The sequence below is a fragment of the Chelatococcus sp. KU-N122 genome, assembly GCF_055391085.1.
This window is the reverse complement of the sequence record NZ_AP043981.1, coordinates 4,624,951-4,650,951: the sequence shown is the minus strand read 5'-3', so window position 1 is coordinate 4,650,951 and position 26,001 is coordinate 4,624,951. Positions and strand designations below refer to the sequence as shown.

General features: G+C 69.1%; 23 protein-coding genes. 9 read left to right on the top strand and 14 right to left on the bottom strand.

Features of this window, described 5'->3' with window-relative positions; genetic code table 11:
- Nucleotides 1–265: 265 nt before the first annotated feature.
- The gene (locus ACZ5PO_RS20965; protein WP_464183649.1) at nt 266–550 is read right to left on the bottom strand and encodes a hypothetical protein; all 285 of its coding nucleotides are present in this window, start codon (nt 548–550) and stop codon (nt 266–268) included.
- Nucleotides 551–553: 3 nt separating this feature from the next.
- Here ACZ5PO_RS20965 and ACZ5PO_RS20960 point away from each other — a divergent pair, with 3 nt between their 5' ends.
- On the top strand, nt 554–1,711 hold the full coding sequence (locus ACZ5PO_RS20960) for a hypothetical protein (RefSeq protein ID WP_464183647.1): 1,158 nt from the start codon (nt 554–556) through the stop codon (nt 1,709–1,711).
- A gap of 374 nt (nt 1,712–2,085) precedes the next feature.
- Here ACZ5PO_RS20960 and dksA read toward each other — a convergent pair whose 3' ends face one another.
- The 5 genes from dksA to ACZ5PO_RS20935 all read right to left on the bottom strand — a co-directional run bounded on the left by dksA (nt 2,086) and on the right by ACZ5PO_RS20935 (nt 6,692).
- Complete coding sequence (dksA, locus tag ACZ5PO_RS20955; protein WP_464183646.1) at nt 2,086–2,505, bottom strand: RNA polymerase-binding protein DksA; 420 nt, start codon at nt 2,503–2,505, stop codon at nt 2,086–2,088.
- Between the two features lie 192 nt (nt 2,506–2,697).
- Nucleotides 2,698–3,660 (bottom strand): hypothetical protein, encoded by a 963-nt coding sequence (locus ACZ5PO_RS20950; protein ID WP_464183645.1) that lies wholly within the window; start codon nt 3,658–3,660, stop codon nt 2,698–2,700.
- A 22-nt stretch (nt 3,661–3,682) separates the two neighbouring features.
- Entirely contained in the window at nt 3,683–5,062 is a 1,380-nt protein-coding gene (locus tag ACZ5PO_RS20945; protein ID WP_464183644.1) for an MBOAT family O-acyltransferase, read from the bottom strand.
- A gap of 176 nt (nt 5,063–5,238) precedes the next feature.
- Nucleotides 5,239–5,556: a hypothetical protein gene (locus tag ACZ5PO_RS20940; RefSeq protein WP_464183643.1), complete on the bottom strand. Its 318-nt coding sequence runs from the start codon at nt 5,554–5,556 to the stop codon at nt 5,239–5,241.
- 89 nt (nt 5,557–5,645) lie between these two features.
- Complete coding sequence (locus ACZ5PO_RS20935; protein WP_464183641.1) at nt 5,646–6,692, bottom strand: alcohol dehydrogenase; 1,047 nt, start codon at nt 6,690–6,692, stop codon at nt 5,646–5,648.
- A 208-nt stretch (nt 6,693–6,900) separates the two neighbouring features.
- On the opposite strand from ACZ5PO_RS20935, the gene ACZ5PO_RS20930 reads away from it, so the two are divergent.
- The 3 genes from ACZ5PO_RS20930 to ACZ5PO_RS20920 all read left to right on the top strand — a co-directional run bounded on the left by ACZ5PO_RS20930 (nt 6,901) and on the right by ACZ5PO_RS20920 (nt 9,911).
- On the top strand, nt 6,901–7,425 hold the full coding sequence (locus ACZ5PO_RS20930) for a SixA phosphatase family protein (protein WP_464183639.1): 525 nt from the start codon (nt 6,901–6,903) through the stop codon (nt 7,423–7,425).
- Between the two features lie 101 nt (nt 7,426–7,526).
- Entirely contained in the window at nt 7,527–8,909 is a 1,383-nt protein-coding gene (locus tag ACZ5PO_RS20925; RefSeq protein ID WP_464196960.1) for a YcjX family GTP-binding protein, read from the top strand.
- A 3-nt stretch (nt 8,910–8,912) separates the two neighbouring features.
- The gene (locus tag ACZ5PO_RS20920) at nt 8,913–9,911 is read left to right on the top strand and encodes a YcjF family protein (RefSeq protein WP_464183637.1); all 999 of its coding nucleotides are present in this window, start codon (nt 8,913–8,915) and stop codon (nt 9,909–9,911) included.
- A gap of 1 nt (nt 9,912) precedes the next feature.
- Here the strand turns inward: ACZ5PO_RS20920 and ACZ5PO_RS20915 are convergent, their stop codons facing one another.
- Nucleotides 9,913–10,137, bottom strand: coding sequence for a helix-turn-helix domain-containing protein (locus ACZ5PO_RS20915; RefSeq protein WP_464183634.1), 225 nt, complete (start codon nt 10,135–10,137; stop codon nt 9,913–9,915).
- Nucleotides 10,138–10,145: 8 nt separating this feature from the next.
- The gene (locus ACZ5PO_RS20910) at nt 10,146–10,709 is read right to left on the bottom strand and encodes a DUF2975 domain-containing protein (RefSeq protein WP_464183632.1); all 564 of its coding nucleotides are present in this window, start codon (nt 10,707–10,709) and stop codon (nt 10,146–10,148) included.
- Nucleotides 10,710–10,820: 111 nt separating this feature from the next.
- Here ACZ5PO_RS20910 and ACZ5PO_RS20905 point away from each other — a divergent pair, with 111 nt between their 5' ends.
- Together ACZ5PO_RS20905 and ACZ5PO_RS20900 are read left to right on the top strand one after the other, a co-directional pair.
- Nucleotides 10,821–11,378, top strand: coding sequence for a hypothetical protein (locus tag ACZ5PO_RS20905; RefSeq protein WP_464183630.1), 558 nt, complete (start codon nt 10,821–10,823; stop codon nt 11,376–11,378).
- Between the two features lie 140 nt (nt 11,379–11,518).
- A complete protein-coding gene (locus ACZ5PO_RS20900) occupies nt 11,519–11,749 on the top strand; it encodes a hypothetical protein (protein WP_464183628.1) in 231 nt (76 codons plus the stop codon).
- 94 nt (nt 11,750–11,843) lie between these two features.
- On the opposite strand, the gene ACZ5PO_RS20895 is transcribed toward ACZ5PO_RS20900, so the two are convergent.
- Nucleotides 11,844–12,689 carry an AAA family ATPase gene (locus ACZ5PO_RS20895; protein WP_464183627.1) on the bottom strand — a complete coding sequence of 282 codons (846 nt, stop codon included), beginning with the start codon at nt 12,687–12,689 and terminating at the stop codon, nt 11,844–11,846.
- 100 nt (nt 12,690–12,789) lie between these two features.
- Entirely contained in the window at nt 12,790–13,368 is a 579-nt protein-coding gene (locus ACZ5PO_RS20890; RefSeq protein ID WP_464183626.1) for a tyrosine phosphatase family protein, read from the bottom strand.
- Between the two features lie 47 nt (nt 13,369–13,415).
- On the opposite strand from ACZ5PO_RS20890, the gene ACZ5PO_RS20885 reads away from it, so the two are divergent.
- Complete coding sequence (locus tag ACZ5PO_RS20885; RefSeq protein WP_464183624.1) at nt 13,416–14,111, top strand: Spy/CpxP family protein refolding chaperone; 696 nt, start codon at nt 13,416–13,418, stop codon at nt 14,109–14,111.
- Between the two features lie 179 nt (nt 14,112–14,290).
- Nucleotides 14,291–15,466, top strand: a complete 1,176-nt coding sequence (locus tag ACZ5PO_RS20880) for a vWA domain-containing protein (RefSeq protein ID WP_464183623.1) — start codon at nt 14,291–14,293, stop codon at nt 15,464–15,466.
- Between the two features lie 9 nt (nt 15,467–15,475).
- Here the strand turns inward: ACZ5PO_RS20880 and ACZ5PO_RS20875 are convergent, their stop codons facing one another.
- Complete coding sequence (locus tag ACZ5PO_RS20875; protein WP_464183621.1) at nt 15,476–15,796, bottom strand: 2Fe-2S iron-sulfur cluster-binding protein; 321 nt, start codon at nt 15,794–15,796, stop codon at nt 15,476–15,478.
- A gap of 355 nt (nt 15,797–16,151) precedes the next feature.
- Here ACZ5PO_RS20875 and ACZ5PO_RS20870 point away from each other — a divergent pair, with 355 nt between their 5' ends.
- Nucleotides 16,152–22,985, top strand: coding sequence for an apolipoprotein A-IV repeat region-like domain-containing protein (locus ACZ5PO_RS20870; protein WP_464183620.1), 6,834 nt, complete (start codon nt 16,152–16,154; stop codon nt 22,983–22,985).
- 131 nt (nt 22,986–23,116) lie between these two features.
- Here the strand turns inward: ACZ5PO_RS20870 and ACZ5PO_RS20865 are convergent, their stop codons facing one another.
- The 3 genes from ACZ5PO_RS20865 to ACZ5PO_RS20855 form a co-directional block, all read right to left on the bottom strand.
- On the bottom strand, nt 23,117–24,163 hold the full coding sequence (locus ACZ5PO_RS20865) for a glycosyltransferase family 61 protein (protein ID WP_464183619.1): 1,047 nt from the start codon (nt 24,161–24,163) through the stop codon (nt 23,117–23,119).
- Between the two features lie 94 nt (nt 24,164–24,257).
- A complete protein-coding gene (locus tag ACZ5PO_RS20860) occupies nt 24,258–24,881 on the bottom strand; it encodes an ABC-type transport auxiliary lipoprotein family protein (RefSeq protein ID WP_464183618.1) in 624 nt (207 codons plus the stop codon).
- A 4-nt stretch (nt 24,882–24,885) separates the two neighbouring features.
- Nucleotides 24,886–25,998, bottom strand: a complete 1,113-nt coding sequence (locus ACZ5PO_RS20855) for an MlaD family protein (RefSeq protein ID WP_464183616.1) — start codon at nt 25,996–25,998, stop codon at nt 24,886–24,888.
- Nucleotides 25,999–26,001: the final 3 nt, after the last annotated feature.

The following is a 26,001-nucleotide window of genomic DNA, read 5'->3' as shown; positions in this document are numbered from 1 at the left end:
CTGCCTTTATGCGCCAGCTCGGGTGGGGGCAAGCGCAACAATGCCCGCCGGCGCGTTATTCACCCAAAGTTCGCAGGGCCTTCGTCCCCTTCGGCAGCGCCTCGGGCCCCACCGGAACGGCAAGGCCGGCCACACATTGCCGCGATCGGACCCGATGATCATCGGGTCCGGCGATCGATGCCGATGACATACCTGTGCGGAAGAACTATTGCCGCTGGATCAACGGTCGATTAACCATGAATATGAAAGAGTGCCGCCAGGTAGCCTAATTGTCGCGCGACTTGGCTTTCGTAGCCGCGGCAGTGAAAAAGCCGAGTGATCGATGTTCGGAATTGAGATGTCGCCCGCCGTCCAATATCTCGTCGCTTTCGTCATCATCTTCGCGTTGCTGACGGTCTTCGCGCTCGTGCTTCGCCGTATCACGGGGGGGCGCAAAAAATTCGGCGCGCAGGTATCCCGCGCGCGCCAGCCGCGTCTCGGCGTGGTCGATATTTTCGATCTCGACCAGCAGCGCCAGCTGGTCTTGCTTCGCCGCGACCACGTCGAGCATCTGGTGATGATCGGCGGGGCGTCGGATGTCGTCATCGAGGCCGGCATCTTGCGCGGGCACGCCAGCCGGCAGCCGTCGGCGACGCAGGGCGCGGCCGAGGCGAGCGAGGGCGCCGACCGCAAGGGCGAGCCGACGCTGGGCCGGCCGGGCCAGGACGGCGCCCCGGAGGGGCCCGAGCCTACCACCCTGCCGCCGGCGCCGCCCCGCCCGGACGTGCGCCCCCTGCCCGCCGCGCCACCGCCGGCACGTCCGGTGCCGGAGCCCCGGCCGGCAGCGGCCGAGGCGGCCCAGTCGGTCGACGCCCGTACCGCCGCCGATCGGCCGGAGCCCGCCCTGCGGCCCGAGCGCCGGTTCGAGCCTCGGCCGCCGACACGGCCGGAGGCGGTGCCGCCGACGCCTGCACCAACCCCACCGCAACGGCCGGCGCCCGTGGCCGTGCCGTCGGACCAGACCAGGCAGGCTCCCGCGCCCGCGCCGGCTGCCGCAGGAGAACGCGGCGAGCGGCGCCTGACCGACATGGCAAGGCAGTTGGAAGAGGCGCTCAAGAAGCCTTTCGCGGCCGTCCGCCCGTCTTCTCCTCCGGACGCCCCGCCGCCGCAGCCCCCCCTGCAACAATCGCAGCCGCCGTCGCCACAGCCGCAGCGGCCGGTGCCCCCCGCGCCCAACCGCCCCGTCCCCCTGGCCGACCCGCCGCGGACCGGCGATCGCCCGGGCGCGGGTCCGGCGCCAGCATCGCAGCCGCCCAGGCCGGAAGGGCCCGCGGCGCCCGCACTGCGCCCCCTGGACCTGCCGGGGCTCCGGCGCCCCACGGCGCCGCCCGCACCGCGCCCGCCGCAGCCCCCCGCCGAGGCGCCGGCGCCGGCGGCCAGCCGCCCGAGCAACCAGCGCGTCGATCTGCCCGACCTGAACTTCGACTTGCCGGCACCGACGGCTCAGCCGGGCCCGACAGCTCCAGCCCGTCCGCAGCCGCCCGCGCCGGCGGCGCCGCGCCCGCCGGAGCCGTCACAGCGGCCGGCTGCGGCGGCGCCTCCCGCAGCGCCCGAGCCGCCCCCGGCACCGCCGTCCGAGCCGGCGCCGGCTGCTCCGCCCGATCCGTTCTCGCCCGAGGCCATCGAGGCCGAGTTCGCCCGGCTGCTCAGATCCCCCAGCCCCAAGACCTGATCGCCGGGGCTGGCGACCGGCCGCGGGCGGGCGACTCGGGTCCCCCGCGGCGACTTCTCTCCTATCGCGGATACGCGTGGCCTCGGGGCCCTTGCTGCGGGCGCTGCGGCAAACGCAGCCGCTCCGCCCAGTGCTCGGATCAGCCTTCGCACAGGGCAACGCCAGGCGGCCGGGGGCCGAGACCTGCTAAGTAAAGCTCCACCGTCCCCCAACGTAGCGGGGACGACGATCGCCGGGGCAGCCCAGCCTTTTTACGCTATGGGAATCGGAGGTACGGCAGCCTGACGGGTCGTCGGGCCGTCGCGATCCACACGTCGCCCCACGCCGTCAGACGCATGCTCGACAGGGTACGACCGACAGGCGCGATACGCCGTTCAATCGTCGCGGTAGACGCGCTCGTTGCGCTCGTGCCGCTCCTGCGCCTCGAGCGACAAGGTCGCGATCGGCCGAGCCTCCAGGCGCTTGAGAGAGATCGGATCACCGGTCTCCTCGCAATAGCCGTAGGTGCCGTCCTCGATCCGCTGCAGCGCGTCGTCGATCTTCGAAATCAGCTTGCGCTGGCGATCGCGCGCCCGCAGCTCGATGGCGCGATCGGTCTCGGACGAGGCACGGTCGGCGAGATCGGGATGATTTTCGTTCTCGTTCTGCAGCGTGGCCAGCGTATCCCTGCTCTCCCTGAGGATCTCGTCCTTCCACTTCAGCAGCTTGCGCCGAAAATATTCGCGCTGCCGCTCACTCATGAACGGCTCGTCTTCCGAGGGTCGGTAGCCTTCGCCGATCGTGACATTCGACATCGCGGCTTCTTCTCTCGTCAACCCGGACGCTGGCATTTGCAGAGGGCGCTCCACGCAGTTAACCGCGCTAGGCGGTCGCTATATAGCCGCACGTATCGGCGCCGACAACGCACCATGTAAGCGCACATGTCACGTCCCTGCACGACGGGGCGCGGTCGTGGGCTGCCCGGCGCCGCGCAGCCTCCCGGAAACTCAGGGCTTGGCTGGCATCAGCGCCGCCAGCCGTTGGCCGATGGCGTCGGCGAACTGCTGTCCGAGCGCCCGGCGGTAATGCGTGCGGTCGAAGAAATTGGCCTCGTCGCGGCTCTCGGGCCGGTCGCCCGACCAGTCGAGCACCGCGCCTCGGGGATGCGAGAGGGCCAGGCGCTGCGCCGATTCGCGGCAGGCGCGCCAGGTCACGTCGGCCGGGCTGCCCGGCACCGGCCGATAGCTCTCGTGGACAGGGCTCCAGGTGAGCAGAATCGGCGTGGCCGGCGGCACCTGGCGCAGCACCTCGGCAAGCTGGGCGAGGCCCGGGAAGCTGTTGCCCGGATTGTCCGATTCGGTCGGCCGCGGCGCCGACAGGCGCTGATGATGCAGCACCGGCTCGGTCGCGCCGATGGCCAGGTAGTCCTGCTCGTAGTCCCAGAAGCCGTCGGGCCGCGCCCGAGCCGCCGATCCGGCGAGATAGGCGAGACGCCGCGATACCTGCTCCAGCGCCTCGTAGCGCAGCAGGCCCCTGATATAGCCGAGGGTCGTTTCGGCATAGAGCCAGAACGGAAACGGCTTGTCGGCCTTGATCGACGGCAGGCACCACCATTCGTCGAGGCCGATCACCAGCGCCTCGGGACGGGGATGGTTGCGCAGGAACCACCGCAATAGCACCAGTTGCTCCTCGGGCCGGATCGCCGGCACCATCAGCGTCACGAACTTCAGCCCCGTCGCAGCGTCGATTCGCGACGGCTCGACCATCTGCACGCGCGAATTGCCGATGAGCGCCGCGTTGAAGGCGGGATCGCGGCCCCGGCTCGCGTTGGCGATGCGCGGACCGGTCTCCGGGATGCCATGCTTCTGGATCAGCCCCAGGCGCCCGGTGTCGTAGGGATCGAGGGCCACGACCGTTGCCAGAAGGCCGACCAGGAGCGCGGCCGCGGTGACGACGAACGTCGTCGACACCGCGCGCCATCGGGCGCCGGGGTCAGAACTGGAAGTAGATGAACTCGTAGTTCGCATCGTCGCCGATCTTGAACAGGACCACTACGAACACGACCGCCGCGACGACCGCCAGCAGGCGGGAAGGCGGCGCCCGATGCACGGCCGCCCAGGCCGTCGGGCCGATCAGCGCCACCAGGGCGGCGAGCAGGATGGTCCGCCATTTGAAGCCGTGCCCGATCGACGTGAGGCCGAGCATGCCCTCGTAGATCCTGAGCGCCGCCTCGAACGTCTGCGCCCGGAACAGCACCCAGGTGAACAGGACGAACAGGAACGTCAGGGCCCAGCCCACGAGCGGCGGGATGGTGCGGCCCGTCCGGCGCCAGAGCAGGCCGGCGCACAGCCCGAGCCCGTGTGCCGCGCCCCACGCCACGAAGGTCAGGCCGGCGCCGTGCCACAGGCCGCCGAGCGCCATGGTGGCGAACAGCGCCAGCACCTGGCGCGACAGGCCGTGGCGATTGCCACCGAGCGGGATATAGAGGTAGTCGCGCAGGAAGCGCGACAGGGTCATGTGCCAGCGCCGCCAGAAATCCTGCAGCGACAGCGCCCGGTACGGCACCTCGAAATTCTGCGGCAGCACGATGCCGAACATGAGCGCGATGCCGAGCGCCATGTCGGTATAGCCGGAGAAGTCGAAATAGATCTGGAAGGCGAAGGCGAGCGTGCCCTGCCAGGCCTCGGCCATGGACACGGCGGTGCCCTTGGCCGCCGCCTCGTAGACCGGGTTCACATAGGCCGACAGCGGATCGCCGATGAAGACCTTCTTGATCAGGCCGGCCACCAGCAGCAGCAGGCCGCGCGCGAACCGCTCGGCCGCGTCGGCGCGGGCGTAGGGGCGCTGGTCGAACTGGTGCATGACCTCGCTCCAGCGCACCAGCGGACCGGCGAGGACCTGCGGAAAGAAGGCGATGTAGAGGCCGTACTTGACGAGGCCGAAGTTGGGCGCGCGTCCGGCCTTGAGGTCCACCAGGTACATCACGTGGTGGAAGGTGAAGAACGAGATGCCGAGCGGCAGCGCAGCGCCGCTGCCGAAGACGTCGACGCCGGTGAGCGCGAGGCCGGGCAGCAGGCCGGCGAAGAAGCCCGCGTACTTGAATACGCCGAGCACGGCCAGGTTGACGGCGATGGCGAGGGTGATCAGCCAGCCCAGCCGGGCGCGGACGAACGCTTGCGCCAGCAGCCAGTTGACGACGATGGACAGCGCCAGCAGCGGCACGAAGCGCCAGTCCCAATAGCCGTAGAAGACCACCGACAGCGCCAGCAGCAGAGGCAGACGCAGCTGCGGCCGCGCGCGCTCGACCAGCCAGTGCAAAAGCAGGGCCGCCGGTAGGAAGACGAGGAGGAAAGCGAACGAGTTGAAGAGCATTGCGGCCTAGAGGATGTCCCGATCGGACGGGGCGTCCGGTCGGAGAGACATGCTCCAACTCCTCCCTGAATCTGGAGCGCTGCCCTCGCGCAGGTGGAGGCCACCTGATCGCAAGGAAAGCGCTCTCTGGTTCAGGACCTCGCAGCCGTCAAGTCGACGCCTGCGATCGGGCCGCCTCAGCGGCTGTCGCGCTTGGCCGGCGGCTTCGCCTGCACGGCCGTCTCCAGGCGCGCAATCTTGTCCTCGATCTTGTCGAGCTTGGTCAGGATCTGCACCAGGAGGTCGGGCATGACGGCGATGTTCTCCGCCGTCGTGCGCGCCGACTTGGCCGTCGCTTTGGCCGCCTCGATCAGCTCACGGGTGTCGGCGTCGGACGACGGCTGCGACGGCGCCGGCTTCGCTGCCGGCGGATCGCCGGCCTGGGCCAGTGCGGGTGCCGCGGCGGCCAGCACGGCCGCCGTCACGAGCCAGGCGAGGAAAGCTGTGCCGCGCATCGAGGATGCCCCTGATTCGGACCGATCGTCGTCAGGCGCATCCCTGCACCCACAGCCCGCGCATCGCAACCCGCGAGCCGGCCGCCGGCTCAGGGTGTCAGCACGGCGCGGCCGACGATGCGGCCGCCGCGCAGATCCTCGAGGGTCTGGGCCACCTCGGCGAGCGGACGCCGGATCAGCGGCACCGCCGGTACGGCGCCGGCGCGCACGAGCCCCATGAGCTCGTGGAACTCCGCCAGGCTGCCGACGAACGATCCCTGCACCGTGGCCGCCTTGATCGGGAACATCGGCAGCGCAAAGGCGGCCGATCCGCCGAACAGGCCGACGATGACCAGCTTGCCGCCCTTGCCGAGAGCGTCGAACCCGACCGAGCTTGATTGGGTGTTGCCGACGAGGTCGACCACGCCGCGCAGCCCGCCGCCGGCCGCCGTCGTCGCCTGCTTCACGGCGTCGGGTGCCGCGCCGTCGACCGCCGCGATGGCGCCGGCCGCAAGCGCCGCCTCGCGCTTCTTGGCGTCGATGTCCACGACAACGGCGCCCTTGCCGCCCAGCGCCTTCAGCAGCGTGAGCGCCATCAGGCCGAGACCGCCGGCGCCGATGATCATGATCGGCTCGTCCTTGAAGACGTGCTCGAGCTTCTTGAGCGCGCTGAAGGTGGTGAGGCCCGAGCAGGCGTAGGGGGCGGCCACCGCCGGATCGACGCCGTCGATATCCAACAGGTAGCGCGGATGCGGCACCACGATATGATCCGCATAGCCGCCGTCGCAGACGACGCCGAGCGCGCGCGGGCGGTTGCACAGGTGCTCGTCGCCGGCCTGGCACAGGGCGCATTTGCCGCAACCGATCCACGGAAAGACGACGCGCACGTCGCCGGCCTTGACGCCGTCGGCCTCCGGCCCCACGGCGACGACCTCGCCCACCGTCTCGTGGCCCATGGTCAAGGGCAGCGGAATGCCTCGCATCGGCATCTTGCGGCCGCCACCGAGGTCGTAGCTGCCCTCCCAGATGTGGATATCACTATGGCAGACGCCCGCCGCCTTGACGCGCAGCAGCACTTGCGTTCCCTCGGGCGTCGGCGTGTCTTCGTCGACGGTCTCGAGGGGCTGCTCGAATTCCTTGAGGCGATAGCTGCGCATGTTCCGTCTCCTCCCCGGCGGCTCGTGCCATACTCGGCAGCCGGCATTCATGCTGTCGAACAAGCGATTGGGCAAGACCGCATTCGACGGGCGACGGACACGGACAACGGGACTTCGTTCGCCGATTGTGCGCGAACACCCCGCATTCGCTGCGGCCGTGACCATAAATGACGCGCGGCTGTGATATAGCTCGACTAAGGATCGTTCCATGCTTCGGCTCATGCTCCTGCGCCACGCAAAATCGGATTGGCCCGACGGCGTGGCTGATCACGAACGCCCGCTCGCCCGGCGTGGCCAGGAGGCTGCGCCGGCGGTGGGCTCCTACATGGCCGCCGAGCAGCTCGTGCCGGATCTCGCCGTCGTGTCCACCGCGCGCCGCACGCGCCAAACCTGGGATCTGGCAGCCGCGGCCTTCCGCGAGGATGTGCCGGTCCGTTTCGAGGGGCGGATCTACGAGGCGAGCCCCGAGGATATCCTGGCGGTCATTCACGCCACGCCCGACACGGTGCGCACGCTTGTCGTCGTCGGCCACAATCCGGGCTTCGAAGAGCTCGCCGGCCGCCTCGTCGGCCACGGCGACCGCTACGCCTTCGCACGCATGCTGCAGAAGTTCCCGACGGCGGCGCTCGCCGTGATCGATTTTGCCGTCGAGCGCTGGGATGCGGTGACCGACCGTGGCGGCCGCCTGGACCGTTTCATTACGCCGCGGATGATCGGCGGCGTCGAGGAGTAGGCGCAGGTGACGAACCTCACGCGACCAACTATGCAGACCCGGTGAGCCCGCCCGTCCTCTCCGACACGCTCGACGCCCTTAGAAACCTGGCCGATTTCGCCATGGGGACGGTGCAGCCCACCGTGCGGCTCGGCGTCACCGGGCTGTCCCGCTCGGGCAAGACGGTGTTTACCACGGCCATGGTGCACCACCTGCTCGAGGTCACCCCGATGCCGGTGTTCCGCGCCGCCGCGGAGGGGCGGATCAGGCGCGCCCGTCTGGCTCACCAGCCCGACGACGACGTGCCGCGGCTTCCGTTCGAAGACCATCTGGAAGCGTTGACCGGCCCCGAACGGCGCTGGCCCGGCTCGACGACACAGATCGCCGAGCTCAGGGTCGCCATCGACTTCGAACGGGCGGCCGGCTGGGTCAAGGGGCCGTCGACGCTCTTCGTCGACATCGTCGATTACCCGGGCGAATGGCTGACCGACCTTGCCCTGCTCGATGAAAGCTATGCCTCCTGGTCCCGCGATACGGTCAACGCGAGCCGCCGTCCCGACCGGGTCGGTCTCGCAGGCCCTTGGCATGCGGTGCTCGCCGAGATGGACCCGGCCGGGCCGGCCAACGAGGCCAAGGCAGCGACGGCCAGCGACGCCTTCAAGGCCTACCTGCTCGCCCTGCGTGCCGGGCCCGAAGCCGTGGCGACGACCCCGCCCGGTCGCTTTCTCATGCCCGGCGATCTCGCCGGCTCGCCTGCCCTCACCTTCGCGCCGCTCGACCTGCGCGGCGCGACCCCCGAGCGGGGCACCCTGGGCGGCCTCATGGAACGCCGCTTCGAGGCCTACAAGTCGCGGGTGGTGCAGCCGTTCTTTCGCGAGCATTTCGCCCGGCTCGACCGCCAGATCGTGCTGGTCGATGTGCTCGCCGCGCTGGATCACGGGCCAGGCGCGCTGGCCGAGCTCGAAGCGGCGCTCGATCGCGTCCTGGGCGCCTTTCGGGCCGGTCGCAATTCGCTGACGTCGATGCTGTTTGCGCCCCGCATCGAGAAGGTGCTGTTCGCCGCGACCAAGGCCGACCATCTGCACCAGTCGGGCCATGCCCGCCTCGAGGCGATCCTGCGCGTGCTGGTCGAGCGCGCCATCCGCCGGAGCGAGGGAGCCGGCGCCAAGGTGGGGACGGTCGCGCTCGCCTCGGTCCGAGCCACCAAGGAGGCGATGGTGCGCGAGGGCGCGCTACGCCTGCCGGCAATCACCGGGACGCCCGAGGCCGGCGAGATCGTCGGCGGCGAGACGTTCGACGGCCAGACGGAGGCGGCGATCTTCCCCGGCGAGCTGCCGGACCGGCCGCAGGCCGTGTTCGAAGGGGCGGTGGCACCCGGCTCGCTTCGGTTTCCGCGCTTCCGGCCGCCGAAGTCGTCGAGCGATGCGGCCGGTCGCAATCATAGCCTGCCGTACATACGTCTCGACCGGGCGCTTGAATTCCTCCTCGCCGACAAGCTGGCCTGACCCATGACGACGCCTCCGCGCGCCTTCCGGCTCGATGACCCCGACGTCCTCGCCGTCCCCGCCGGCAAGGCTCCGACCGGCTCGGCGCCCGTCGTGGTGGCGGCGGAGGACGGGGAGATCGTCGATCCGGCCGCCGAGCCGGAAGCGCCGCGCCGCCGCTCCTCGTGGGGCGGCCTGTTCCTGTCCGCCATCGGCGGGCTTGCCCTGCTGGGCCTCGGGCTCTGGGTCGAGAGCCTCATCACGCAATTGCTGACGCTGGCCCCGGTGCTCGGCTACATCGCCATGGCGCTGGCCGCGCTCGCCGTCCTGGCCTTCCTCGTGCTGCTGGTGCGAGAGGCGGCCGGCGTGCTGCGCGAGCGCCGCATCGAACGGCTGCGCCGCGCCGCCATAGACGCCTATGCCGAGGCGAGCGACGACAAGGCCCGCGCCGTGGTGCGCGACCTGGCGACGCTCTACGCGGCCCGTGCGGACACGGCGCGGGCGCGGGCCGCCCTCGACGGGCTCGGCGACGCCATCATCGACCCGCGCGACCGCCTCATGGTCGCCGAGCGCGAGCTGATGACGGCCCTCGACCTGTCGGCCCGGCGCGCGGTGGCGCGGGCAGCGCGCCAGGTCTCGCTGGTGACGACGATCAGCCCGCGCGCCATCGTCGACGTCGGCTTCGTGCTCTACTCGTCGTTCCGGCTGATCCGGCAACTGGCCACGATCTACGGCGGCCGGCCCGGGTTCCTCGGCTTCCTGCGGCTGGCGCGCAACGTCCTCACCCATCTGGCGGTCACCGGCGGCATGGCGGCGGGCGACAGCCTGATCCAGCAGGTCATGGGCCTCGGCGTGGCCGCCCGCGTCTCGGCGAAGCTCGGCGAGGGCGTGCTGAACGGCATGCTGACGGCACGCGTGGGCCTGGCCGCGATCGACGTCTGCCGCCCCATGCCCTTCGAGGCGTTGCCGGCGCCGACCTTCACCGAGGTCGCAGGCCACCTGCTCGAGAGCAAGGCGGAGTAGCTCAAGGCGGCGCCCCAGGCTCGTCCGGGCGAAACTCCAGCAGATCGCCCGGCTGGCAGCCGAGCACCTCGCAAATCCGCGCCAGGGTGTCGAAGCGGATGCCTTTCACCTTCCCCGACTTCAACAGGGAGAGGTTCTGCTCGGTGATGCCGATGCGCTGGGCGAGCTCCTTCGAGCGCATCTTGCGGCGCGCCAGCATGACGTCGAGATTGACGACGATAGCCATCACGCGCCTCAGATGAACTCGCCGTTCTCGCGGGCCAGCCGCACCGCCTCACCGAACACCCGGGCGAAGGCGACGAGCGCCAGGCCGACGATGAGAGCGAACAGATCGGCGCTGCCGAAATTGAGCGCCAGCGCCTTCTGCCCCGGCGGGTTGTCCAGCGTCAGCACCACGCTGGTCGCCGCGCGCGTCAGCGGGCCGACGAGCACGGCAGCAAGCGCCGCCAGGCCGATCCGCCGCAACCGGCCGGCATTCTGCTCCTCGAACACGTCGCCGTCGGCGAAGGCACCGAAGAGCCGCGCCACCTCGAGCATGGCGTAGGCGAACAGCCCAAAGGGCAGCAGGGCCACCAGGAAGCCCCGGAAGCGAGCGGCGTCGCTCACCGTAACCGGTTGGCCGACGAGGCCCGCTTCCGGCACGACGAAGCGCCGGATCAAGTCCGCGTCCGACCAGACGATGAGCGTGCCGAGCCCTCCGAGCAGGATGCCGCCGACGGCGAGCGCTGCGACGGCACGGCCCAGGCGGCGGATGGAAAGAGACGGCTGAGCGTCGGACCGGGCGGCGGGACGGATCATATCAAAATCTCCCTTGACGACCATAAATTATCGTAGAACATGAATTTATCAACCCATCTCGTGAAGGAACCTCCCTTGCTTTTTGCTCTGGGGCGCCCTGCGGCGCCGCTCATGATCCTCTGCGCTCTGCTCCTCGGCGGCTGCGGACACATGCCACTGGGCAGCATGGTGGCCCTCAACAAGATCGATTTCGCCACCACCGACCCTGCCGCGATGCGAGCGGCGATCAAGCTGCCGCGCGGTCTTCGGCCGGTCGAGCCCATGCTCACGATCGTCGTGGCGGGCAAGGACGGCAGCCGCCATGAGCGCTCGGTGCCGCTGCTGCCGATCGACGACGAAGCGGCCGAAGACGTCGCCGACGTCACCGCGGCGCAGCGCCTCTTCACGTTCCGCTTCTCGGCCCAGGACGCAGCCAAGATCGCCGCGTTCCGCACCGAAATGCTCGGCAACAAGCAGGGTGGCGGCTCGCTGACGCTGAACATCGGTGCCAAGGCCTGCAACGAGGCGCCGACGCCATGGTCCGGCCCGGTCGTCACCTCGAGCTACCTCAGGACCAGCGAGACCGGCCGCTACGTGGTGCTGGCGAAGGATGTCGATCTGCGCAAGGCAGCCCGGGAGGCAGGCGTCGCGCCCGAGACGGCCGATGCCCCACTTGCGCCCTGCGCATGATGTTTGAAACGGTCTGTTAACCCCGAGCCGCTCTGGTCGCGCCCGTGTCGCAGGAATCGGCCAGGAATGCTTGGCGAGCGACTGGGTGCGCGCCCACCCTCCCGGCCGGGGGCGGCCCCGCACAGAAGGAGACTCCGACCATGAAGAAGTACATCCTGATCGCGACGCTTGCCCTGGGCGGCATGGGCGGCATGTTTGCGCCGGCAACGGCCGAGGCGGCGGTCGCCTGCGGCCCGCGCGGATGCGTTGCTGGCCGGCCCTATTATCGTCCGGCGCCGCGCGTCTATGTCCGCCCCGCCCCGCGGGTCTACGTCGCTCCGCGGCGGGTCGCCCACTGCTATTGGCGCGCGGGCGTCCGCGTCTGCCGCTGAACGCATCGGCACGATAAAACGACGCCGGCCCGGATCGTCCGGGCCGGCGCGATACTTGACCGGTAGGCGCGTAGCGCTCGGCCCCGCGATGCGCTCAGCGCTGCTCGCGGCGGGCCATGAACGCCAGCTTCTCGAACAGGGTCACGTCCTGCTCGTTCTTGAGCAGCGCGCCGTGCAGCGGCGGGATGACCTTGCGCGTGTCGCGCTCGCGCAGGATCTCGGGCCCGATGTCCTCCGCCATGAGCAGCTTGAGCCAGTCGAGCAGCTCCGACGTCGACGGCTTCTTCTTGAGGCCGGGCACGTCGCGCACTTCGAAGAACAGCTTCAGGGCCTCCTCGACCAACCGCCGCTGGATTCCGGGATAGTGCACCTCGATGATGGCCTTCATGGTCTCTTCATCGGGGAAGCGGATGTAGTGGAAGAAACAGCGGCGCAGAAACGCGTCCGGCAGTTCTTTCTCGTTGTTGGAGGTGATCACGACGATCGGGCGCAGGTTGGCGCGGATCGTCTCGCCGGTCTCGTACACATGGAACTCCATGCGGTCGAGCTCCAGCAGCAGGTCGTTCGGGAACTCGATGTCGGCCTTGTCGATCTCGTCGATCAGCAGCACCGGGCGCTTGTCGCTCTGGAAGGCTTCCCAGAGCTTGCCCTGCTTGATGTAGTTCTTGATGTCCGTGACGCGGCTGTCGCCGAGTTGGCTGTCGCGCAGACGGCTGACGGCGTCATACTCATAGAGGCCCTGCTGCGCCTTGGTGGTCGACTTGACGTGCCAGGTCAGCATCGGCGCGCCGAGCGCCTTGGAAATCTCCTCCGCCAGCACGGTCTTGCCCGTTCCGGGCTCGCCCTTCACGAGCAGCGGACGCTCCAGAACGATCGCCGCGTTGACGGCGACCTTCAAGTCCTCGGTCGCGACGTAGGACTCGGTTCCATGAAACTTCATACCGGCTTCCATTTCGTATCACAGTTGCGGCGACACTAGGCGCAACGCCCATTGTCAAGCAAGTGCTTGATTGGCAATGGCCTGGGCGAGCCGCGGGCGCTCAATCGAGGATGGCGGAGTCGACCTCCCGGCCACGGCCGTAGGAGCGGATCGCCTCGGCGAGCTCGGGACGCACCTTGACCTGGTGCCCGTAGAGGCGGCGCAGCGCCGCGTTGAGCCGCCCGCCCCGGCCGAGGAGCTCGTCGGCAAAGGCGATCATGCGGGAATTGGGCCACATCTGCGGCCGAACACGCAGGATCCGGGCCAGAATGGTGCCTTCGTCCGCCTGCGGATGGTCCTGCAGCAGCAGCGTCGTCATCGCCGCCGTGGAGCGCGAGACGCCCATATGGCAGTGCACCAGGAGATGGTCGGACTTCTCCGGCACGAGATCGATGCTCTCGCCGAAGGTGAGCAGCGCTTCCACATCCTTGCGCTGCGGCAACACCATGTCCGGGGTAGGGTCGATGATGTCGTGGAAACGCAGGGTCAGCCGCCGATGCTGCCCGTAGTCGGCAAAGGCATCGGGATCGTCACGCTCGGGATCGAGGATCGAAAGCACGTGCGTCACCGACCTGCCACGGAAATCGGGCAACTCGTCGATGCCGCAGACGACGAACTTGTCCTTGATGCTTTCCCGCATACCTCACCTCCGATCCGTGGCGCCGGGGTTAAGCGATCGAAGCCGGTGTGTCGACCGCCAAAAATACGGCGCCCGCCGATGAACCCGCCGCGCGCCGGCGCAGCGGATCGTCACCGGCCGTTAACCATGGCGCATCATTACGCATCCTTAATTTGAAACCCCGGGCGCCCGGCCACATGCTTTTCTCACCTCGACAGGAGGACTTAAGGATCATGAAACGCACCCTTGCAGCTTTGACTATGACCGCCGCTCTCGCCGTCGCGGGCGCAGCATCGGCTCAGCAGCAACAGAACGCTCAGGGGCCGGACGCCGGTTCCGCAGGCCGGGCGCGGCCGCAGATGACCGAAGCCGACCGCAGCGCGTTCGTCGATGCTCGCATCGCCGGCATCAAGGCAGGCCTCAAGCTGACGCCGGAGCAGGAGAAGCTCTGGCCGCAGACCGAGCAGGCGATCCGCGACGCGGCCAAGGCCCGCGCCGAGCGCTTCGCGCAGTGGCGTGAGCAGCGCCGCGAGGCCCGCGCCAACCCCGAGGAGCGCCCGAACCTGATCGAACGCATGCGTGGCGGCGCCGAGCGCATGACCGACAGCGCGGCGACGGTGCGCAAGCTCGCCGATGGCATCGAGCCGCTCTACAAGACCTTGGACGACGCCCAGAAGCGCCGGCTCTCCGTGCTGATCCGCGCCGGCATGCAGCATCGCAAGTTCGCCGCCTACGGTGGGCACTGGCGTCAGGCGGCCGAGTAGGCGCCCCGGCCGACCCGCGCTCTCCAGCTTTCGAAACCCCTCCGGCCGAGCCTCGTGCTCGGCCGTTTTTCGTTGTCCCGGCCCCGCCGGGCCGCCGGCTGCTTCCGGTCGGCGCCTGGAGTTGTTATCCTCACCGTCGAAACGGTGCGAACCGCCCGACCTACAGGCAAGAGAACGCCATGTTCCTGAACTTCTTCACCGAGCTCCGCAGCGCCAAGGTGCCGGTCAGCCTGCGCGAATACCTGACCCTGCTCGAAGGGCTGGAGCAGGACCTGGCGGAGAAGAAGGTCGAGGATTTCTACTACCTCTCGCGCGCCTGCCTGGTGAAGGACGAGCGCAACCTCGACAAGTTCGACAAGGTCTTCGGCCACGTCTTCAAGGGCCTGGAGACCATGGGCGAGGCCGTCGAGGCCGCGGAAATTCCGGAGGAATGGCTGCGCAAGCTGGCCGAGCGCTACCTCAGCGAGGACGAGAAGAAGGAGATCGAGGCGCTCGGCTGGGACAAGCTCTGGGAAACGCTCAAGGAGCGCATGAAGGAGCAGAAGGGCCGGCACCAGGGCGGCAACAAGTGGATCGGCACGGCCGGCACCTCGCCCTACGGCGCCTACGGCTACAATCCCGAGGGCATCCGCATCGGCCAGGACAAGAACCGCAACTTCTCGGCCGTCAAGGTGTGGGACAAGCGCGAGTTCAAGGATCTCGACGACAACGTCGAGCTCGGCACCCGCAACATCAAGGTCGCGCTGCGCCGCCTGCGCAAGTTCGCTCGCACGGGCGCCGCCGACGAGCTCGACCTCGACGGCACCATCCACGAGACCGCCCACAAGGGCTATCTCGACGTGCAACTGCGGCCCGAGCGGCGCAATGCCATCAAGGTGCTGCTGTTCCTCGACGTCGGCGGCTCGATGGATTGGCACGTGGAGAAGGCGGAGGAGCTGTTTTCCGCCGCCAGGACCGAGTTCAAGCACTTCGAGCACTATTATTTCCACAATTGCCTCTACGAGCGCGTGTGGAAGGAAAACCGGCGCCGTTTCCAGGAGGTGACGCCGACGCTCGACGTGATCCGCACCTTCCCGTCGGACTACCGGGTGGTGTTCGTCGGCGACGCCTCGATGAGCCCCTACGAGGTCGCCATGCCGGGCGGCTCGGTGGAGCACTGGAACGAGGAGCCGGGGCAGGCGTGGCTGAAGCGCATGCTTGACCACTTCCCGAAGGCCATCTGGCTCAACCCGGTGGCGGAGCAGCACTGGAGCTATACCCAGTCGATCTCCCTGATCCGGGACATCTTCGGCCAGCGCATGTTCCCGCTGACCCTCGAAGGCCTCGACAAGGCGATGCGGGAGCTGTCACGCTGACAGCCTGGCTCACCCCTGGCGAACGGGGGTGTGAATGATAAGACCGTCGAGCTCGGGCTTGACGGTGATCTGGCAGGACAGGCGCGAGTGCTCGCGGACGTCGAAGGCGAAGTCGAGCATGTCCTTCTCCATGTCCGACGGCTCGCCCACGGCCTCGACCCAGGCGTCGTCGACGTAGACATGGCAGGTGGCGCACGCGCACGCCCCACCGCATTCACCGACGATGCCGGGCACGTCGTGCTTGACCGCGGTCTCCATCACGGTGCTGCCGGCCGGCGAGTCCACCGTCCGGGTGGCGCCCTGAGCATCGATGAAGTTGACTGTCGGCATGGCGGCTCCTCGTTGATCACGACCGTTCGTCCGGTGCAGGCAAAAATGGGTTCGCGCCGGCTCTCATAAAGCACAAGCGGCGGTGAGCGATACGCCCGCATGTGCCGATCGGCCGGAAATGCCTCCCGCGGCGCTTCGCAAGGGTTGCCGGCGAAAGACATGGCAACCGGCAGCGCGACGCCGACAGCGTAAAAAACTCGTTAACGACGTTCTGAGGTGGGCGAAGAGCTTGGGTTTCCAACGCATTGCCGCGGCACTAAACTCCGCATGTCGGATAGTGGGCGGCGACCGTATGGCCGCGCCCGGCTCCGCGATCCGGGCGGTGAACCGAGCGTAGCGTAAACGAGGCGGCAGTATGTCCAAGGACAAGAGGCTTACCGATACCGCAGAGGCCGCGCTGTCTGCACTCGAGCGGGAACTGATGGGTCCCGATGCCGCTGCGTTTGCCGCTGTCACCCCCGCGGCCGACCCCAAGGTGAACGTGGATCCCGCGCCCGCCGCGGAGGCGGAAGCCATCGCCGCGGCGGAACGCGTCGCCGACGACGAGGCCGACGCCGTCGCAGCCGAAGTGCGGCCGAGCCTGTTCGACGAGCAGTCGTTGGCGGCCTTCGCCGCGGCGCTGGAGCCGAACGCCGCAAGCGCTCCGGCAGCCGACGAGGAGAGCCGCCAGGAGACGGAGGGGTCCGCAGCGCCTGCACACCAGGGAGCGCCGGAGGGCGACGCTCCGGAGGTCCGTCCGGAGCCGCGTCTGCCGCGCGCGACGAACGGACCGGCGCTGGGCGGCGTGTACGACAGACCCGCGCGCCGCGATCGATCCTCCGACCGGGCCGCCGGCTTCGTGGCTCCGGTCGCGCCGCAGCGGGGCGGCCGCCGCGCGGCGGCGGCAGCGGCCGCCGCCGTCGCCGACCCCGTTCCGGAGCAGACCCAAACCGCTTTACCCGCTGATCAAATCCAAGCGAGCGAGACCGTGGCAGACGCCGAGCCAGCCGAACTCTTTCACAGGACGCCCGAGCGCGCACGTCCGGAGCTGCATCGCCCCGTCGTCGCCCCCGACACGACCCGCGTCGCCAACGACGACCTGGCCGCCGCAAGCGCCTTGGTGCAGCAGACCGAACGGCAGCGCCAGTCGCGCCTGCCCTATGCCCTCGCCGCGCTGCTCTCGCTGGTGTGGATCGTCGGCGGGGCGGCGGTGATGGCCGAGCACTACGGCGTCACCGACCAGGGTCTGAGCGCCTTCGGCCAGCTCGGCCTGGTGCGGCTGCTGCTCATCGCCATCGCGCTGCTGGGCCCGACCGCGTTCCTGTTCGTGATCGCCGGATTCTATCTCCGGTCCAAGGAAATGCACCTGGTGTCGCGGACCCTCCTTGGCGCCGCCGGTCGCATGGCGCAGCCGGAGACGCTGGCGGCCGACTCCATCGTCAGCCTGTCCCAGGCGGTGCGCCGGGAGATGGCGGCGATGGGCGACGGCGTCGAACGGGCACTCGCCCGGGCCGGCGAGCTGGAGACGCTGGTCCGCAGCGAGATCGCCACGCTGGAGCGCTCCTACGCCGACAACGAGGTCCGCATCCGCTCGTTGGTCGAGGAGCTGGCAGCCCAGCGCGAGGCCATCATCACCAACGCCGACCGCGTGCGCACGTCGATCGAGGGGGCGCATCAGAACATCACGACCGACCTGTTGACGGCGAGCCGCAGCATCGCCGAGGCGGTGGCCGCGGCCGGCGGCCAGGTCACCGACTCGCTCGCGACCCGCGGCGAACAGATCACCGCCGCGCTGGGCCGCGCCGGCGAGCGCATGGTGGACGAGCTGACCTCGCGCGGCGTGGAGCTGGTCGACCGCATGAGCGCGACCAGCGACGACATCTCCGCGTCATTGTCGGAAAAATCCACCAGCATCTCCGCGTCGCTGAACCAGGCCGGCGAGACCCTCACCGCCGGTCTCACGCAGGCGGCCGGACAGGTGGCCGAGCAGCTCGCGGAAACCGGCGGCAGCGTCGCCCAGTCGCTGGCGGACCGGGCCCTAGAGGTCAACGAGCGCTTCCAGGCCACGGGCACCAACCTGACCCAATCGCTGGGCGAGCGCAGCGAGGAGTTGCGGCAGAAAATCGAAGACGCCGGCCGCGTCGTGGTCGACATGATCGGCAACCGGGGCGGGGCGCTGGCCGACAATCTCGTCGGCACGATCGAGCGGCTCAACAGCACCATGGCGGACAACAGCCGGCGCCTCGAGGACACCCTCGAGACCTCGGGCAATCGCTTCACCGCCCAGCTCGACGAGCACAGCAGCACCGCCCGCAAGGCCTTCGAGGACAGCGTGACCAACCTTTCGGGCACCTTCGTCCAGCAGAGCGGCGCGCTGCAGAGCGCGCTGTCCGCCTCCAGCGACCAGTTCCTCAATCTGATCGATACGCGCGCGGCCTCCCTCAAGACGACGCTCGAGGAATCGATCGACAAGATGTCCGGCCAGGTCACCGCGCACACGCAAAACCTGGACACCCTCTTCGCCACGTCGACCGAGCGCTTCGCGACGGTGGTGGAAGGCCGCACCGAGGGCGTTCGCACCCTGTTCGAAGACGGCGTCGAACGCCTGAGCGGCGATGTCGCCAAGTACACCAGCGCCATCGAGCATACATTCGCGTCGTCGAGCGATCGCCTGACCGGCCTCGTCGACAAGCACGGAGAACAATTCCGCAGCACCTTCGACCAGGCTTTCGGACGCCTGTCGACGGACGTCGGCACCTATACCCAGGCGCTCGAGGACAAGTTCACGGCGACCAGCGCGCGCTTTGCCGAGGCGTTGGCGGAGCACGGCAACCGCGCCGCCACGACGCTGGACCAGAGCGTCGAGCGCTTCGCGGATGCGGCCAAGAGCCACAACGACGAGATGCAGACCCTGCTCTCCACGCAGACGAGCGAGGCTCGCGATCAGCTCGCCAGCCGCGGCCGCGAGGTGGTGCTGGCCATCGCCACCCAGGCCTCACGCGTGAACGAGGCGCTGACGCAGAACGCCAATGCGCTGGCAGAGGCGATGCAAGGCAAGGCCCGCGACGCCGAGCAGGCGCTGGCGACGCAGTTCGGCAGTCTCGAGACGCGCGTCATCCAGCCGACCAATCAGATGGTGGAGGCCTTCACCGCCTCGGCCGACAAGCTCGGCGGGCGCATCGGCGAGAGCCTGACGGCGATCGAGAGCATCATCGTCGGGCGCGGCGAGCCGTTGGCCGACCGTCTGGCCGGCCAGGCCCAGGAGACCGCGAGCATCATCGACGGCCGCGTGGGCGCCTTCGAGGAGCGCGCCGCCAAGAGGGGCGAGGAGCTCGCCGGCAACCTCGACCGGCTGATCGGCAGCATCGAGCATAACCTCAACGCGCGGGCCAACGCCCTCAACGAAACGCTGGTGGTGCGCTCGGCCGAGATCGCGCGCGTGCTGTCCCAGGGGGGCAGCGAGGTCACCGGCGCGCTCACGGCCAAGGCCGAGGAGATCAGCGCGACGCTGGGCAACCGGGCGCTGGAGATCGCCGACAGCCTGGGCACGCACGTCACCTCCTTCGAGGAGCGGGTGGTCAACCGCCTCGACAGCCTTGGCGCCACGCTCAACGAACGCGGCTCGAGCATCGTCGGATCGATCGGCGGCCGCATCGACGACATGGCGAGCCTGCTCGACGACAAGGGCGGTCATCTGCTCGGCGCCCTCGCGGAGCAGCAGCAGGGCATCGTCGGCGCGCTGGAGCAGCATGCGGGCAAGCTGGAGCAGGCGGTCAGCGCCCATGTCGAGCGCATCGCCACCGCCTTCGACACCCACGGCGGCTCGGCGACGGCGAGCCTCGGCGCGCGCATCGACGACATGGTCACCCGGCTCGACGATCGCGGCGGCCATCTGCTCGGCGCCCTGGAGAATCAGCGGCTCGGCATCGTCGGCGCGCTCGACCAGTACACCAGCAGCCTGGAGAAATCGGTCGGCGCCCACGTCGAGCGGATCGCGGCCGCCTTCATCACCCACGGCGGCTCGGCGACGGCGAGCCTCGGTGCGCGCATCGACGACATGCTCGGCCAGATCGACGATCGCGGCGGCCATCTGCTCGGCGCCCTGGAAAGCCGGCAGGACGGCATCGTCAGCGCGCTCGACCAGCACACCGGCAACCTCGAGCAGAGCGTTGCCACCCACGTCCAGCGCATCGCCGCCGCCTTCGACAACCACGGCGGCTCGGCAACGGCGGCCTTGGGGGCGCGCATCGACGACATGCTCGACCGGCTCGACGACAAGGGCAACCATCTGCTCGGCGCCCTCGAGAGCCAGCGCGCCGGTCTGCTCGGCGCGCTCGACCAGCACACGACCAGCCTGGAGCGGAGCGTCGGCACCCACGTGCAGCGCATCGCCGCCGCATTCGACACGCTCAGCGGCTCGGCGGCGGCGAGCCTGGGCTCGCGTATCGACGACATGCTCACCCAGCTCGACGACAAGGGCAACCATCTGCTCGGCGCTCTGGAGAGCCAGCGCAGCGGCATCGTCGGCGCGCTCGATCAGCACACCGGCAGCCTGGAGCGGAGCGTCGGCACCCACGTGCAGCGCATCGCCGCGGCGTTCGACACCCACGGCGGCTCGGCAGCGGCGAGCCTGGGCGCGCGCATCGACGACATGCTCGGCCAGCTCGACGACAAGGGCAACCATCTGCTCGGCGCCCTGGAGGGCCAGCGCAGCGGCATCGTCAGCGTGCTCGACCAGCACACCGGCAGCCTGGAACGGAGCATCGGCACCCACGTGCAGCGCATCGCCGCGGCGTTCGACACCCACGGCGGCTCGGCGGCGGCGAGCCTGGGCGCACGCATCGACGACATGCTCGGCCAGCTCGACGACAAGGGCAACCATCTGCTCGGTGCCCTGGAGAGCCAGCGCATCGGCATCGTCGGTGCGCTCGATCAGCACACGAGCAGCCTGGAGCGGGCGGTCGGCACGCAGGTTCAGCGCATCGCGACCACCTTCGAAGCGCACGGCAGCTCGGCCGTGGCGACGCTCGGCACCCGCATCGACGAGATCATCGGTGTGCTCGACAGCAAGGGCGGCCATCTCATGGGCGTCCTCGGCGACCGTGGCGACGAACTCGTCCGTGCCATGGACCAGCACGCCGTGCGGGTCGACGACAACTTCACCAACCAGCTCCAGCGCATCGAGGCGACCTTCGACCAGCACCGCGGCGCAGCGGCCGCGAGCCTGGGAGGCCGCATCGACGACATCTCGAACCTGCTGCAGGACAAGGGCGCCGAGCTGCTCGCCGCCCTCGCCGAACGCGAGACGGCGCTCACCCAGGATCTGTCATCTGTCGGCAGCACCGTGATCCAGGCCCTCGACGAGCGTAGCGCCTCGATCTTCGGCACCATGAAGGTGCGCAGCAGCGAGCTGACCGCCTCCTTCGCCCAATCGGCGCACGAGATCCGGCAGGTCGTGGACACGGCGGCCAGCGAAGCGATAGTCGCCCTGTCGGCGGCGACGGACAAGCTCAAGAGCGACGTGCCGAACGTCATCGATCGGCTCACGCAGGCCAACCGCACGCTGCGCGAGATCAGCACCGATGCCGCCGAGAACCTGGCCAGCATCGAGAGCGGCCTCTCCGACCGCGTCCGCGGCCTCGACCTGACCGTGCACGACATGAGCGAGAAGGCGGCTGCCGCCTCCGACCAGCTCGACCGCCACATTACGACCTTGCGCGACGTCGCCGAGACCACCATGCGGGAAGCGGCGCTTGTGGCGGCCAAGTTCGCGGAGGAAGGCCGCACGATGTCCGACGCCGCCCGTCGGCGCATCGAGGAGATCGACGAGACGGTCGATCGCCTCGAGCAGGTCGAAGGCCGCTTCCAGACCTCCCTCGGCGACAAGCGGGAGGGGCTCGACGGCATGATCGACATGATCGAGCAGCGCACGGCGGACATCGAGCGGCTGTCGCGCGCCTTCGCCACCCTGATGGAAAACTCCATCAAGAACGCGGAGGAGCGGGCTCAGCAGATCGGCCACCTGCTGCGCAACAGCGCCCAGGCGACCTCGAACGCCATCGCCGAGCAGTTCGACTCGGTGCGCGCGACGACCGCCAAGGAACGGGAGGCCACTGCGGCAAGCCTGCGCGACATCTACGAGCAGGTGCTGACGGAGGCGTCCGACGCGCTCTCGAAGACGACGGATCGCTTCCGCGCCGTCGCCGACGAGGTGCGCTCGATGACGTCCAACGTCTCCCGCGAGCTCGAGGCGACGCGGTCGGAAATCTCCCGCGGCATGCTGGAGCTGCCGCGGGATACGCAGGAATCGACGGCTGCGATGCGGCGCGTGGTCGGCGAACAGATCCGGGCGTTGAACGAGCTCAACGAGATCGTCAACCGGGCTGGGCGCACCCAAGCGGTGCCGGCCGAGCGTCGCGACGAAGGGGTGTGGGAGCCTGAGCGGGCGGTAGCCGAACCGCAACGCGCGGTGGCCGACCGCTCGGCGGCGCGGCTGCAGGCCCCGGCCCCACGCGCCCCGGAGCCGCGGGTGGCCATTGACCAACGGACCGCGGCCGCGGTCGCGCGTCCGCCGGAGACCCGTGTCGCCGCGGAGGCCCCCCAGCCGCCGATCGCGCCCCCCTCACCTCCCGCGCCGCAGCCGCGTGCGCCGGAGGCGGAGCGAGCTCGTATCCGTCTCCCCGATCCGGAACCGGCACGGCCGCGCCCGCAGCAGCCCGCAGCGGCCCGGCCGAGCGAACCGGCGCCGCCGCCGCCGCCCGCACCGCGCACCGGCAGCGGCTGGCTCTCGGACCTGCTGACCCGCGCGTCCCGGCAGGAGGAAGAGGAGATCGCCACGGCTCGCCAGGAGCCGGCGCGTCCCGTCAATTCCATCGAGCTGCTCGACTCCCTGTCGGTCGACATCGCGCGCATGATCGATCACGACGCGGCCGTGGAGCTGTGGGACCGGTACAAGCGTGGCGAACGCAAGGTGTTCACGCGCCGACTCTACACGCTGCACGGCCAGCAGACGTTCGACGAGGTGCGCCGCAAGTACCGCTCCGACCAGGAGTTCCGGGCCACGGCGGACCGCTACATCGACGAGTTCGAACGGCTGCTGAACGAGGTCGCGAAGAACGACCGTGATTCCATGGTCGCGCGCACCTACCTCACCTCGGAGACCGGCAAGGTCTACACGCTGCTCGCCCACGCCGCCGGACGTCTGGACTGACGGCGGCGGGCGGCGGCGCCCGGATCGGGACAAGGTGCAAAGCGGCAGCTCCGAGGCGTCGGAGCTGCCGCTTTCTGCTTTTGTCTCGTCGAAGACCGTTGCCCGCGTTTCGCTCCAGGCGTGAAGCGCTCTCAAAGCGCCGCGACGACCATCTCCGTGTCGATCGACCAGTCGCTGCGCATGGACGAGGTGCCGCCCGCCACCATCCTGCCGGTCAGATAGCTCATGCGGGACCTGGTCTGGGCATTGATCAGCGCATCATTCGGCGACACGAACTTGGCCGAGGCCAGGAAGCGGCGGACGCCCGTCATCCTGCAATAGACGCAGTTGTAGAGCCCGGAGCCGGTGGGCCCGACGATCGTTTCCGCCCCGCGGAACAGGCTGACCTGGGCGGGAATGCTCAGCTCTTCGGGATACACGATGTGGTAGCCGAGCTTGCGCGCGGCCGCCTCGATCACCGGCTCGTCCACGAGGCTGCGCTGTACGTTCCAGCGCGCCCGCGACACGTAGAGCCGTGACGGCGACCCGTGCGCGGCGCCGTAATAGTCGCCGATGCGGTTCCAGACCTCGAACGCGGCGGGTGAAGCCGATTGCTCCAGCACGTAGGCTTGGCTGGCGACGGTGAGATGCCTGATCAGGACCGGTTGCCGGAGGAAGAGGATTCGGTCCGCCGCTATGCCGAACGGCTCGAGCAGCTCGAAGATGCGCCGTGCCGGCGCCGCGAAGGTGACGAAGTGGTAGTCCGAGAAGTCGATCGCCTTGAACGGCCACAGGCGGCTGAGCACCTCCAGGGTGAAATGGCCGAAGTGATCGGCGTGCTCACCGTCGATGTAGAAGCAGGGAACGTCGATGGTCGCCTGCGCCGTGACGGCCACCGTCGGCCGAAAGACGCCCTCCCCCGCCGGCTCGAGCTGGACGTGAGGGTGCCGCGAGCTTCGCCGGCGGAAGCTGTCCGGCAGCAGGGCGTGCTTCTGGATGAGCAGTTGCCGCGGAGCGCACGTCACGTCGCGAAGCTCGGCCACGTAGTGTTCGGGAATATCGATTGTCCGGATCGAGGCCGGCCTGGTCAGCTCGCCGCGGCATTCCGGGCTCTCGATGTCCAGCGTCGTGCGCTCGTGGATGATCCTCAGGTCGGCGTGTTCATAGCTGCCGACCTGGAGCAGCGGCCGATCGGGCATGGCCGCCAAGCGTTCAGGGCCTGGCATCGCGGTACGCGGCGATGGACGGAGCGGCCGGCAATAGCAGGATAAGGTCCCTCCCGCTGCGGCCGGATCAGGTCGATGCCCAGCGCACGATATCGACGAGCACCTGCTGCAAGGCTTCGTTCAACGCCCGCGTGGCGTTCGCCCCGTCGATGGCCCCAGCGACGGGCACCTCGGCCTTGAACAGCCGGGCCGACAGCACCTGGCCGCTGGCCGTCAACAGCCGCGCAGTGATCTCGACCAGCGCCGTGCGGCTCTCGGCCTCGATCTGGAACGCACGCAGCTCGCTGCTGAGCAGATACTGGGCGTTGAGTGACGAGTTCGGCCGTCCGACGCTCGCCAGCCGGCTGCCGTTCTCGAAGGTCTCGATGAGCCGCGTCTGGATCAGCGCCGGGAGCCGGTCGGCCCATTGGGCACCGCCGACGAAGCTCAAGGCGCCACCATCCTTGACGATGACGCGGTCGCTGTTGAGCACCTGCACGGCCACGGGCTCGCCCACGGCGAGCGGCCCGCGACCGGAGCCGAGCTTGCCGAAGTCCCGGGCGGCGCTCAGATCGAAGGTGGGCGGCGGCGCGTTTGCGCAACCAGCGGGGCCGAGGCTCAAGCCGACGGCGACGAGGGCCGCGCCCCATCCCCGATGGCCGAGGCACGCCTTCAGACCGGCCGACGACCCGTGGAGGAGCGGCAATCTCATCGCGTCAGCGCCGGCCGTTGTACTCGGGGATCGGCGGCTTGCCGCCGAAGATGAACTGCTGAGGGTTGCGGTCGACGCTGCGGAGCACGCGGTTGATTTCGCCCAGCGTGCGTTGGCCGTCAACCGCAACAGCCGTGAACTCCTTCAGGCCGGCGCCGGTGAAGCGGTTGATGCCGACGGTGATCTCGGCGGTGCGCTTGTCGAGGTTGTCGGCCAGGATCTTGATGGAGCGCGCAGCCTCGGCGACCTGCTGGAAGGCGCCCTTGCCGTCCGGCGACGAGAGAAAGCCCTGCGCCGCCTTGAGCACGCCCTCGATCTGGTCGGAGGCGCGGTCGAGCTTGGCAGTGATGGACGTCACGTTCTTCACACTCTTCTCGACATCGGGGCTCGACGATCCGAGCGCTCCCATGAACCGATCTGCATTATCGACGATTCGCGTTACTTTCTTCCTATCGACGTCCTTCACGATCGAATCGAGGTTGCCCGCAAGCGACTGTATCTGGTCGGCGGCGCTGCCGACGCTACCGAGAAACTTGTCCACGCCCGGTGAGTTGTCGCCGAGGGCCTTGGTGAAGCGGCCGAGGTTCTGGACCGAATCTGTGATGGATTGCTGGTTCTGATCGATCAGCGCATTGATCTTTTCAAGCGTGTCGTTGGCGTTGCGGGCCAGGACGCGGGTGCTGTCCAGGAGGTCCTGGAAGTCGGAGCGTTCGGCGAAGATCGTGCAGGAGGGTGCGGGGCAGGGTTCGCGTGGCGTCGCATTGGCGGCCCCGCCGATCAGCGAGATGGAGCCGATGCCGGAAAGCAGCTGCACGTCGAGCCGCGCCTTGGTGTCGATGCGCAGCTTGTTGCTGGAATCGACGCGGATGGTCGCCACGACACGGCGTGGGTCGTCGGCATCGATCGCGACGTTAGCGACATCGCCGATGCGGATGCCGTTGAAATAGACCGGCGAGCCGATGCCGAGGCCGCTGACCGAGCCGGTGAAGATGACGTTGTAGGTGACGCGGCGGCCGGCGCCCTGCTGCCCGCTGAACCAATAGACGAACAGGAAACCAGCGGCGATGACGGCTAAAGTAAAGATGCCGATGAGCGCGTAGTTCGCCCGCGTTTCCATAAC